We start from the raw sequence: 11933 nt of genomic DNA on the forward strand, positions 1-11933 counted from the left end.
ACGGCCGGCCCCGGACCGGATCACTTGATGTACTGGCCGATGTCGGTCGCCGACTCGGAGCCGCTGCTGGTCCACTGGCCGTCCTCGACGACGCCGTACCAGACGCTGCTGTTGAACATCCGCGGGTAGCGCTTGCTGCTGCGGGTCTTGGTGAAGTCCAGGGCGGGGAAGTTCATGACCTGCACGCCGGACATGGTGTCGAGCTTGTCCAGCAGGCCCTTCGCGCTGGGGTCGTGCAGGCCGGTCAGCGCCTTGCCGAGGAGCTGGGCCGCGGAGTAGCCGATGAGCGAGAAGTCGTTGGGGACCGCCTTGTCGCTGTAGTTCTCGAGGTCGGCGGTGAACTTCTTGACGGAGGCGTCGGAGCTGTTGGGCAGCGGGGCGTCCGAGGCGCCCTTGATGCCTTCGGCGGTCTTGCCGAGGGCCGCGATGACCTGGGGCTGCAGGACGCCGGGCGAGGCGTAGAGGGTGGCCTTGCTGCCGGCCTTGCGGACGGCGGAGAAGACCTTGGCCGCGTCGTTGCCGCCGCCTCCGAAGGACACGCAGTCAGGGTTCTGGGCGAGCGCGTCGGCCACCGTGGGGGTGACGTCGGTGGTGCCGGAGGTGAACTGGATCGCGCCCTCGAAGGTCACCCCGGGGGCGCTGCCGAAGACGTCCTTGGCCTGGGCGTAGGTGACATCGCTTCCGGCGTCGTTGGCGCCGATGAAGACGGGCTTCTTGCAGCCGTCGTCGACCATCTGGCTGAAGGTGCCGACGTATCCGCCGACCGTGCCGATGGAGACCGGGAAGGAGACCTTGCTCTGGTACTCGGTCGGGGTGCCCTGGAGGAATCCGAGGTAGGGGACGCTGCCGGCCTCCAGGATCGGCAGGGTCTGGCTCGGGGCGTAGGGGTCGAAGCCGCCGACGACGGCGACCCACTTCTCCTGTACGGCCTGGCGGGCGCAGGCGGCGTCCCGGTTGGGGTCTCCCGCGTTGTCGCAGACCTTCAGGGTGACCTTCTTGCCGTCGATCCCGCCGGCGTCGTTGATCGCCTTGAGGCCGGCCTTGACGCCGTCCACCGACCAGGTGTTCACGAAGGCCGCGGACGTCGCGGCGCTGGTGGTGGCGAACATGCCCACCGTGATCGTGTCGCTCTGGGCGGCGGTGGTGCCGGAGCAGGCGGTGAGCGGCAGGGCCGCCGCGGTCACCACCGCGCCGATCCGGAATCTGGAAGCCATCGTCGGACCTTTCTCCTTCATGTCTTGCTGGTGATGTCGACCCCCCTGGGGGGCGGCCGGCGGGGACAGGTCGCGGCGCGGGGTTCGATGAGCGGCGCACGGTGGCCGACTTGCTGTTTCGTGGGTGCCGGCCGGGAGGGTCCCGGGTGCTTCCTGAGCGGCCCCGGCCGGGTCACGGATGTGTGCTTCCGGGCGGCTGGGCGGCTCGATGCGCAGATACTTCTTCCTGCCAACGGAAGAAGTCAACGGCGTTACCTGCGTGAAACGGCGATAGTCGCTATAGGCGTGCGCAATAGCGCATCGGCAGCCGAGAAGTCGGGCTGGACTTCTCCCGTTTCCCGGATGAACCTTGTTAGCCTGACGCCGTGCCAAGTGATCGAATCAATGGACTGGCCGCCGTCCTGGACTCCGTACGCACGCGTCCGCGGACGACCCAGCCGCTCCTCGTGGAGCGGGTGGGGCTCGGCCGCAGCGTCGTCGCCCAGCGCGTCGCCGAACTCGAGGCGGCGGGCCTGATCGAGAGCGCCGGCCTCGGCCCGTCCTCCGGCGGGCGGGCACCGCGGCAGTTGCGGCTGCGGGCGGATCGCGGCCGGATCCTCGGCGTGGACGTGTCGGCCACCGAGCTGGTCGTCGGACTCGCCGACCTCGACGGCGAGTTGCTCGCGACCCGGCAGCAGGCCATCGACGTCGCCGACGGCCCCGACGCCGTGCTCGGCGTCGCGGAGACGCTCGCCGACGAACTGCTCGAAGACGGCCGGGCATCGCTCTGGGCGGTGGGCGTCGGCGTACCGGGGCCGGTGGAGTTCCGCAGCGGACTGCCGGTGGTGCCACCCCTCATGCCGGGCTGGGACCGCTACCCGATCCGGGACCGCTTCGCGAGCCGCTTCGGAGCCCCGGTGTGGGTCGACAACGACGTCAATGTGATGGCGCTGGGTGAACTGCGTTCCGCTCCCGCGACCGACGAGACGGGCCACATGCTGTACGTCCGGGTCGGCGTCGGGATCGGCGCCGCTCTCGTCGTGGAGGGACGGCTCTATCGTGGCGCCAACGGCTCCGCCGGCGACATCGGCCATGTCGCCGTCCCCGAGGGCGCGAACGTCATCTGCCGCTGCGGCAACCTCGGTTGCCTGGAAGCCGTGGCCGGCGGGGCCGCGCTCGCCCGCGACGGCAGAATGCTCGCCGAGACCAGGCAGAGCCCGCCCCTGGCCGCCGTTCTGGCCGACCGGCGCGAGATCCGCCCCCTCGACGTCACCGAGGCGGCCAACCACGGGGACCTGGCCGCCCAGGCCCTGCTCCAGCGCACCTCGGCCCTGCTCGGCGGCACTCTCGCCACGCTCGTGAGCTTCTACAACCCCGCTCGGCTCGTACTGGGCGGCGGCATCGTACGGGCCCGGGAGCACGTCCTCACCACCATCGGGGAGGGAATCCGCCGCAGGGCGCTGCCGCTGGCGATCCAGACGCTGCGCATCGACGCGGCGACGCTCCCCGAAGAGATCTCCGGTGTCACCGGCGCCGTCCATCTGGCTCTCGACGAGGTCTTCTCCGCCTCCCAGCTGGAGACCTGGCTGGCGGCGGGGTCACCGCGGACGGCACCGGCCTGATCCGTGGCCTCGCGGTCCACGGAAGAGCCTGCCCGCACGCCGTCCCGGCCGGCCTCACCCACCGTCCGGTTGTGCGGCGCCCAAGGCACCTCCGGCCTCCGCCAGGAGTTCGCGCAGCCAGGCGTGGCCGGCGTCGCTGCGGTACATCGGATGCCACCAGAACGCCTCGGTGATGGGGAAGGCGTCGAACGGGCACTCCAGGACGCGCAGTCCGGCGACCGGCGCGATCCGGTGCGCCAGCCGGGCCGGGAGCAGGGCCACCCGATCGGTGCCCGCCACCAGGAACGGCATCTGCAGGAACCCGTCGACGACGACCTCCACCTGCGGCTCGACCCCCAGCATCCGCAACTGCTGGACGGGGGGTGCGAAGGCGGTGGGACGGTTGTGGAGCACCACCCACGGCAACTCCCGCAGCTGCGCGAGGCCGAGCCGCTCCCCCACCGCCGCGTTGTCCCGCGCGACCACACAGACCCAGCGGTCCTCGTAGAGGTCGGTGCGGGGCAGGTCGGCGAGGAAGCCGTGCGGCAGCAGGATCCCGTCGACCGCGCGAAGCGTCTCCGGCGCGTGGTCGACCGCGTGCGGCGTGGTCTGGTGCAGCCGCAGCCGTAGCCCCGGACCCGCGCGGGCCACCCGCTCGGTGAGGACCGGACCCAGCACGGCCACGGCGTAGTCGGACATGAGGATCGTGAACTCCCGGGCGGCCGTGGTGGGATCGAAGGCTGCGCGTACGTCGAAGACCCGGCGCACGCTCTCCACGGCCGGTCCGGTGCGGGCGGCCAACCGGGCGGCGATCGGCGTGAGTTCGTACCGCCCTCCGGCCCGGTGCAGCAGCTCGTCGTCGAAGTGGCGACGCAGCCGGGCGAGCGAGGCGCTCACCGTGGGCTGGCTGCACCCGAGTTGCTCGGCCGCCCGGGTGACGTTGCGTTCGCGCAGCAGAACGTCCAGCGTGACCAGGAGATTGAGGTCCAGGTTGACCAGGAGCCGATCGACCGCCATGGAGGTTATACGGACGCGGCGGTCGCGGCCCGGTCCAGGCGGCGGCCGAGATGGTCCAGCACTGCCTGGGCCCCGCGGGAGGCCAGGGCCACGGAGGTGAGGGTCGGGTTGCAGGCGGTCGCCGTCGGGATGACGTTGTTGCCGGCCACCCACAGGCCCACGGTGTCCCAGACCCGGCTGTGGCTGTCGCAGACGCTGGTGCCGTCGTTCGCGGCGCCCATGCGGGTGGTGCCCTGGTAGTGCAGCGAGCTTCCCGCGGGCAGCAGGAGCGGCTCGTCCTCCAGCGGGTCGCCGAGTGCGGCGCCCGCCTCCGCGACGGCCCGCTTCGCGGCGTCGATGGTGGCCAGGTCGCGATCGGAGTAGCGGTAGTGGACGGCTGCGGCGGGCATCCCGAAGGCGTCCGTCTCGCTGTCGCTGAACAGGACACGGTCGTCGGCGCTGATGTCCTTGGCGCAGAACCAGCCCAGACCGACGATGCTGCCGGGCTCGACCGGCGCGTCGCCCGCGAGCGGCAGCGGAGAGGCGTCGAGCTGCATGACCTGGCCGTGGAAGGGCCGTTCATCGGTGAAGGGCACCCAGCTCACACCGCTCTGCGGGACGATGCCGCCGTCCGTGTCCCGGGTGCGGCCGGTGACGGCACGGTGCGCGGCGACGACGGCCTCCGGCAGCCGTACGGCGTGGACGACCTGGGGCTGGTCGTTGAGGTAGCGGCCCAGCGCCGCCGGGCGGATACCGGAGGCGTGCAGCAGCTGAGGGGTGCGCAGGGCGTCGGCGGCGACCACCACGGCGGTCGAGGCGACCGTCGCCTCCCGCCCGCTCTCCAGGTCGCGTACGGCGACGCCGGCCACGGTGCCGTCCCGGTGCAGGACGCGCACGCACAGGCACCGGTCGGCGATCTCGACCCGGGGGTCGTCGGCCGCCGGGCCGAGGATGGCGTCCGTACCGCTCCAGGCATGGGTGCCGTCGGGGCGGGCGGTGACGGCCAGCGGCATCGGGGAGACGCGACGGTCCGCCGGGCGGTCCTCGTCGAAGCGGGCGGACAGGCGCCGGCGGACCTCGTCCGCGAAGGGGGCGTCGTCGAACGCGTGGGCACTGACGTGGAGGAGTTCTTCGGCGCGGGCCAGATGACGGTCCATCGCTTCGGGTGCGATGAGGGCGATGCGCTCGCTGTCCCCGGGGCGCGGGCAGGCCGCGGTCCAGTGGGCGCCCATCCCGCCGACGTTGGTCGAGACGGCCGCCGCGGGCAGTTCGGGGGTGCCCAGCAGCCGGGTCCCCGGCCGGCCGGGCATGGCGGGCGCGGGACCTTCGGAAGCCCGCTGGGCACGCGTGCGCTGCGCCTCGTCGGCGATGTTCTTCACATGGCCGCCGGGCGGCGTGCTGATCCGCGGGCCGGCCTCGACCACCAGGATGCGCGCACCGGGATGCTGTTCGAAGATCTCGCGGACATAGGTGCTTCCGGTGGGTCCGCTGCCGACGACGACGAGGTCGTAGGCGGTTGACAGGGGGAGGGACATGGCGGGGCTCCTGGTGTGCGGCCCACGGCGGGCTGCGTGCGGGGAAGCGGGGGTTCGGCCGGTGACGGGCGGCGTGCGGGGAAACGGGGGTTCAGCCGGTGATGAGCGGCCGCAGCGTCCGGTGCGCGATGGTGAGGCCCTGGCAGACCTTCTCGGGGGTGCCTCCCCACAAGGGGTCCTCGTGCTCGACCGAGAGGGTGCCGGTGAACCCGGCTTCGTAGAGGCGGTCGACGACCCGCAGCCAGTCGACCTGGCCGCGTCCGGGCACGCGGTAGCGCCACCACCCGGTGGCCCAGGGGTCGCCCTTCTTGTCGGTGGTGCCGAAGAACCCGTAGCGGTTGCGCGCCACGGGGTCGATCTCGATGTCCTTGGCCTGGGCGTGGACGATCCGGTCGATGTAGGGGGCGATGGTCGTCACCGGGTCGATGCCGATCCACATCAGGTGGGAGGGGTCCCAGTTGAGGTGGAGGCCGAGGGAGAACATCCACTCCCACAGTTCGGGCGAGTAGGCGATGTTGCCCGGGTGGCCGTCCGGGTGCCAGCCCTCCATGACGCAGTTCTCGATGATCAGCCGCACTCCGCGTTCGCCCGCATAGTCGACGAGCTCGGGCAGGACGCGCTCGGCCTCCCGCTGGTTCGCCGGGACACTCAGGGCGGGATCGCGGCCGATGAACGTACCGACGTAGGGGACGTCGAGGGCCTGCGCGGCATCGACGACCCGCTTGAGGTGGGTGCGGATCTCGTCGCGGCGGGCGGGGTCCGGATGCAGGTTGTTCTCGTAGTAGGCGAGGGCGGAGATCTGCAGTCCGGTGCGTGCGAGCAGGGAGCGGACCCGTTCGGCCTCGCGCGAGGCGCCGAAGCGGGCGCCGTCGAAGTCGGCGACGTCGATGTGCGAGGCCTCGAAGTCACGGCCGCCGGTGCCGGGCCAGCAGGCCACCTCCAGACGTTCGTAGCCGGCGGCCGCGGCCCAGTCGGCGACGCGGTCGAGTGACCAGCCGGGCAGGCAGGCGGTGAGCATGCCGAGGTTCATGCGGAAATCTCCGTCCAGGTGGAGCCGGCGGCCGCGGAGCGCACGACGGCTTCGGTGAGGCGGGCGGCGCGCAGGCCGTCGGCGAAGGTGGGCAGGCCGTCGGGGGCGGTGCCGCGGACGGCGGCGTAGGTGTCGGCGACGAAGTCGGCGAAGCAGTCGCGGTAGCCCTGCGGATGTCCGGCCGGCAGGGCATCCGGGCGTTCACCCGCGCGGGCGGGATCGCGGAGCAGGACGCGGTTGTCGTCCCGTCCGCCGATCCACAGCTGTTCGGGGTTCTCCTGGTCGAAGGCGTACGTGGCGTCCGTGCCGTCGAAGGAGAACGCGAGCCTGTTCTTGCGGCCGGCGCTGGCCTGGCTGATGACCAGGGAGCCGATGGCGCCGCGGTCGGTGCGGAACTGGACGACTCCGCCGTCCTCCGTGGCCGTGGGGCGGCCGCCGCGCAGGGGGTGGGCGGTGCCGAGGACGGCCTGGAGGGCGGTGATCCGCTGGCCGGTGACGAACTCCATCAGGTCGCACCAGTGGACGCCGATGTCGCCGAAGGCCCGGCTGCTGCCTCCGAGGGCGGGATCGGTGCGCCAGTTGTCCGCGCCCGGTTCGGCGAGCCAGTCCTGCGCGTAGGAGCCGTGCAGCAGCCAGGGTCCCCGCGCGGCTGCCGCGATACGGGCCCGGGCCTGCCGTACGGCCGAGTAGAAGCGGTAGACGAACGGGACGGTGGCGGTCGCGCCGGTCTCGGCGGCCAGGTCGGCCAGTTCCTGGGCCTGCGCCGCGGAGACCGCCAGCGGCTTCTCGCACACGACGTGCTTGCCGGCCCGCAGCGCCCGCAGCGTCAGCTCGTGGTGGAGGTGGTTGGGCGTGCAGATGTGGACGACGTCGGTCTCGGAGGCGAGGACCTGCTCGAAGGTCGCCGGTCGTGCGCCGGGGAGCCCGGCGGCCAAGGGGCCGGCCCGGTCGGCCGAGGTGCCCACCACGAGCTGCACCGCTCCCCCGGCGGCTACGGCGGCGCGCGCGTGCTCGGCTCCCATGAACCCGGTGCCCACGATCGCCGCTCTGATCGGCTGTGGCATGTGGATGCGTCCTTACGTCTTCTGTTCGATGCGTGTCGCTTCGATTCGAGGCAGGTCGATTCGGGGCGTGGCGCCTCGACGCATGTCGCCTCGGTGCATGTCTGTGGATGCTCGCCGCCACTATTGCACGTGACATGCAAAAGTCGTCAAGAGTTCCTTGTACATCAGCAGAAGTAGGGGATGATGCGGCTATGACACGCCGTCCTCCCACCGCCGTCGATCACTTCGACGCCCTTTCCGCCGTCGTCCGGATGGTCCGCTCCGGCCGGGCGCGCACCCGCCCCGACCTGGGATCCGTCTCCCTGCTGGGCCGCACCGTGATCTCGCAGAGGGTCGAGCAGGCCATCGACCTGGGACTGCTGGAGGACGCCGAGACCGGGCCGTCCAGCGGCGGCCGCGCGCCGCGGCAGCTGCGTTTCAACGCCGGGCGCGGCCTGGTGCTGACGGCCGTCCTGGGAGCCGCCGCCCTGGACGTGGCGGTGACCGATCTGGACGCGAAGGTCCTGGAGCACCGGCATCTGGAGTGGCCCGTCTCCCGCGGCCCGGTGGAGACCCTGGCCCTGCTGGACGCGCAGTTCACCGAGCTCCTCGCCGCGCAGCCGCAGGCGCCCCTGTGGGCCGTGACGGTGGGCCTTCCGGGCCCGGTGGAGTTCTCCACGGGGCGGCCGTCCCAGCCACCGATCATGCCCGGGTGGGACGGCTTCGACCTGCGCGGACGGCTCCAGGCCCGGCACCGGGTGCCGGTGTGGGTCGACAACGACGCCAACCTGCTGGCGCTCGGCGAGGCCCGCAGCGTCGGCGCGCGCGACGAGGACATGATCTTCGTCAAGATCGGTACGGGCATCGGCGCCGGCATCGTCAGCGACGGCCACGTCCACCGCGGCAGCAAGGGGGCGGCGGGCGACATCGGGCACGCCCGCGTGCTGGAGGACAACTCGGTGATGTGCCGCTGCGGGCGCCACGGCTGCCTCGAAGCACTCGCGGGCGGCTGGGCGCTGGCCCGGGACGCGGTGACCGCGGTGCACGAGGGGCGCAGCAGGTACCTGACGGACGTCCACCGCGCCCACGGGGAGATCACGCCGGCCGACATCGGCCGCGGGGTCGCGGAGGGCGATTCGTGGTGCCTGACGGCCGTGGCGCGGGCCGCGGAACGGGTCGGCAGCCTCATGGCGACCCTGGTCAACTTCTACAACCCCGCCAGCCTGGTGTTCGGCGGCGGTGTCCTGACCGTCGGCGACGTCTTCCTGCGCGTGGTCGACCACACCGTGCGCAGCAGGTCGCTGCCGCTGGCCGCGAGCGATCTGGTGATCCGCGGCACCGAGCTCGGCGACCTGGGCGGTGTCGTCGGCGGTGCCCACCTGGCCGTGGAGGCCCTGCTGTCCGCCGACGCGATGGCCGCGTGGACGCCGGCGGGGAGCCCGGCGTCGGTCGAACCGGACCGTCTGCTGATCGGCGGGTGATCGGCGGGTGAGGCACGCTGCGGAAATCACCCGTCCTGCGAGCCCGGTCGATACAACCCATTGACTTACGCTTGCGGCAAACATAAGTTCCCTGAGTAGCGGGTGACGGCACACGGACCTCCCCGCTTCACCCGGCAGCCGCCTCCGCCCCTCGCTGACGCCTGGGCGGCGCCCACTCCCCGCACCGAAGGGACTCGACGATGAGTGCCGCAACGACGCACACCAGCGCACCCACCGACGCGCCTATGACCGCGGTGCGCCCCCTGGGCAGAGCCGCGCAGCTCGGCTACGGGCTCGGAGATCTGGCGTCGAACCTGACGTGGACCACGCTCACGGCCTTCCTGCTGTTCTTCTACACCGACTTCGCCGGCCTGGCCGCCGCGACCGCGGGAACGATCCTGCTGCTGGGCCGGGTGGCCGATGCCGTGATCGATCCGGTCGTCGGCCTCGCCGTCGACCGCACCCGCACCCGCTTCGGCCGCGCCCGCCCCTACCTGATCTTCGCCTCCCCGGTGCTGGCCGCGGCCTTCGCCCTCGCCTTCACCCCCGTGGGCCACGGCACCACGGCCGCGATCTGGGCGGGCGCCACCTTCGTCGCCGTCGGCATCAGCCACTCCCTGGTCAACGTGCCCTACGGCGCGATGCTGCCCATGCTGACCGCCGACGAGGACACCCGCATGAGGATGAGCGGCTACCGCTTCGTCGGGGCCTCACTGGGCCTCATCGCGGTGTCGGTCGCCGTCATGCCGCTGGTCACCGCGCTGGGAGGCCACGACCTCGCCCACGGCTTCACCGGCATGGCCGTCGTCCTCGGCATCGCCGGCACCCTGCTCTACTGGCTGGTCGCCTACCTGTGCCGGGAGCAGACCGCCTTCCAGCAGGAGAACCGGCCGAAGACGGCCACCGCGCAGTCGCTCAAGGCCCTCTTCCGCAACCGGCACTGGATCGGCGTCTGCCTGTCCTCGCTGGCCGCGTTCGTCCGCCTGGGCGTGATCACCGCCGGCGCGGTCTACTACGCCCGCGAGGTCCTGCACGACGCCTGGGCCGCCAGCTACATCCTCCTCGCCTTCTCCGTCTCCGCGCTGCTGGGCTCCCTGCTGACGCCCTGGGTCCTGCGCCGTACCGGCAACCGCAGGGGCATCGTCGCGGGACTCGTCGCCACCGCCCTGCTGTACGCCGTGCTGTTCCCGCTCCACCACGACGCCGCCGGGTTCCTCACCCTGTTCTTCGTGGCCAACATCCTCGGCGGCTTCGGGCTCGTCGCCGCGCCCGCCCTGATCTCGCAGACCATCGACCACCACGAAGCCACCGTCGGACGCCGCGACGAAGGCCTGCTGTACGCGGGCTACAGCTTCGCGACGAAGGTGGGCACCGCCCTGGGCGGCGCGCTCTTCGCCTGGGCCCTGGCCTGGGGCGGCTACCACGCCGACCACGCCACCGCGCACGCGTCCGACGCCATCGAGTGGGCCTTCGTCGGCCTCCCCATGATCCTGTGCCTGGCCCAGGCGGCCTGCATGTCCCTCTACCGGCTCGACCGCCCGGCCGTGACGCCGGCCGTCTGAGCCCTTCGCCCCGCAGCCGCGGCCGACGGACGGCACTCGTCGATCCGCCGATCCGCCCTCGGACCGCCGACACCTACCTCCCCCTCAGAAAGGACGGGCCGACGGTGCTCGAACGCAACATCATCCAGCAGCGGGGCTTCCGCAACGTCGTCGAGAACGGCGCCGCCACCGGCTTCCGGCTGCACCTGCGCAACCCCAACTACCGCGGTGTCGCCGGCAGCCTGATCGAGGGCGCCGAGGTCGTGATCGACGGCGAGAAGCACTCGGCCGAGCACACGCGGTGGACGCTCCAGGGCCGCACCTTCACCCTCGACGAGCTGCGCGCCTCCACCGACGTGCGCTGGCAGCTCGACGAGGTCGCCGTCGTCACCGTCCCCAGGCCCGGGGGCCTGACCCCCGGCATCCACCACATCGAAGTCGCCGTCCACCTGCGCCGCCCCTACATACCCGTGATCGCCGGACCCTCCGTCTTCCGCGCCACGGCGACCGGCACGATCGTCCCCGGAACGGCCACCCCCGGAATCAAGTACGGCGTCTCCCTCTACAGCTACTCGGGCGACATCTACACCTCGATGTCCCTCGAGGACGCCATGGCCGACATCGCCGACCTCGGCGCGACCGGCATCGAGATCCTCGGCGAAGGCAACATCCCCGGCTACCCGCGCCCCGACGCGTCATGGATCGACACCTGGCACAAGCTCCTCGACCGGTACGGCCTCACCCCGACGAACTACGGCGCATGGGTCGACAGCGCGATGTGGCACGACCGCGACCTCACCGTGGAAGAGGGCCGTGCACAGCTGGAGACGGACCTGCGTCTGGCCAAGGACCTCGGCTTCACCTCGATCCGTCCGAAGTTCGGGGTGATCTCCCCGGAGCTGGACCCGCACCCGATCTGGCAGCCCGCCGTCGAGCGGGTCCTGGACCTGGCGGCAGAACTCGACGTCGTCATCTGCCCGGAGATCCACAGCCCCACGCCCATCAAGCACCCCGTGACGCAGAGCTACGTCGACTTCATCGAGCGCACCGGCAGCGACCACTTCAAGCTCCTCATCGACACGGGCATCTTCCAGACCGCCCCCGTCGACGACGGCCACGAAGGCTTCGAGGGCAAGAAGCGTCCGCCCTTCCTGGAGCCACTGGCCGTACCGATGTCCGACCTCCTCGAGGTGCTCCCGCACGTCCACTTCATCCAGGCGAAGTTCTTCGAGATCGACGACCGGCTGAACGACCTGCACGTGCCCTGGCAGGAGATCGTCCCCACCCTCCACGGCGCGGGCTGGACCGGCTGGCTCTCCAGCGAGTACGAGGGCCGCCGCGAACCCTGCCGAGGCCGCGACCAGGTACGACGCCAGCACGCCCTGCTGCGCGGCCTGGGTCTCTGAACCTCCGGCACCCGCGCACCGCCGGACCCGGGGAGCGTCCTCACCTCTCTCCCCGGGCCGCTGCGAGCATTCCGGCCCTGCCGCCGTCGGTGTTTCGCGGGCCGGAC

At 71.9% G+C, this 11933-nt stretch carries 9 protein-coding genes; 4 read left to right on the plus strand and 5 right to left on the minus strand.

Going from position 1 to position 11933, the window contains the following annotated elements:
- Window positions 1–20: 20 nt before the first annotated feature.
- Window positions 21–1214 (minus strand): ABC transporter substrate-binding protein, encoded by a 1194-nt coding sequence (locus ACZ60B_RS18610; protein ID WP_469388209.1) that lies wholly within the window; start codon window positions 1212–1214, stop codon window positions 21–23.
- 365 nt (window positions 1215–1579) lie between these two features.
- Between ACZ60B_RS18610 and ACZ60B_RS18615 the strand changes: the two genes are divergently transcribed.
- Window positions 1580–2815 carry an ROK family transcriptional regulator gene (locus tag ACZ60B_RS18615; RefSeq protein ID WP_469388211.1) on the plus strand — a complete coding sequence of 412 codons (1236 nt, stop codon included), beginning with the start codon at window positions 1580–1582 and terminating at the stop codon, window positions 2813–2815.
- A 54-nt stretch (window positions 2816–2869) separates the two neighbouring features.
- Here ACZ60B_RS18615 and ACZ60B_RS18620 read toward each other — a convergent pair whose 3' ends face one another.
- From ACZ60B_RS18620 to ACZ60B_RS18635, 4 genes are all read right to left on the minus strand, one after another.
- Window positions 2870–3811 (minus strand): LysR family transcriptional regulator, encoded by a 942-nt coding sequence (locus tag ACZ60B_RS18620; protein WP_469388212.1) that lies wholly within the window; start codon window positions 3809–3811, stop codon window positions 2870–2872.
- Between the two features lie 5 nt (window positions 3812–3816).
- Window positions 3817–5325: a GMC oxidoreductase gene (locus ACZ60B_RS18625; protein ID WP_469388214.1), complete on the minus strand. Its 1509-nt coding sequence runs from the start codon at window positions 5323–5325 to the stop codon at window positions 3817–3819.
- A gap of 91 nt (window positions 5326–5416) precedes the next feature.
- Window positions 5417–6355, minus strand: a complete 939-nt coding sequence (locus ACZ60B_RS18630) for a sugar phosphate isomerase/epimerase family protein (protein WP_469388216.1) — start codon at window positions 6353–6355, stop codon at window positions 5417–5419.
- Window positions 6352–7419, minus strand: coding sequence for a Gfo/Idh/MocA family protein (locus ACZ60B_RS18635; RefSeq protein WP_469388218.1), 1068 nt, complete (start codon window positions 7417–7419; stop codon window positions 6352–6354). The genes ACZ60B_RS18630 and ACZ60B_RS18635 overlap by 4 nt, the downstream gene beginning before the upstream one ends.
- Before the next feature lie 191 nt (window positions 7420–7610).
- Here ACZ60B_RS18635 and ACZ60B_RS18640 point away from each other — a divergent pair, with 191 nt between their 5' ends.
- The 3 genes from ACZ60B_RS18640 (at window position 7611) to ACZ60B_RS18650 (ending at window position 11826) form a co-directional block, all read left to right on the plus strand.
- Entirely contained in the window at window positions 7611–8879 is a 1269-nt protein-coding gene (locus ACZ60B_RS18640) for an ROK family protein (RefSeq protein ID WP_469388220.1), read from the plus strand.
- Between the two features lie 200 nt (window positions 8880–9079).
- Window positions 9080–10441 (plus strand): MFS transporter, encoded by a 1362-nt coding sequence (locus tag ACZ60B_RS18645; RefSeq protein ID WP_469388222.1) that lies wholly within the window; start codon window positions 9080–9082, stop codon window positions 10439–10441.
- 104 nt (window positions 10442–10545) lie between these two features.
- Window positions 10546–11826: a C-glycoside deglycosidase beta subunit domain-containing protein gene (locus tag ACZ60B_RS18650; protein WP_469388224.1), complete on the plus strand. Its 1281-nt coding sequence runs from the start codon at window positions 10546–10548 to the stop codon at window positions 11824–11826.
- Window positions 11827–11933 lie beyond the last annotated feature (107 nt).

Source organism: Streptomyces sp. NPDC104096 (assembly GCF_055584385.1).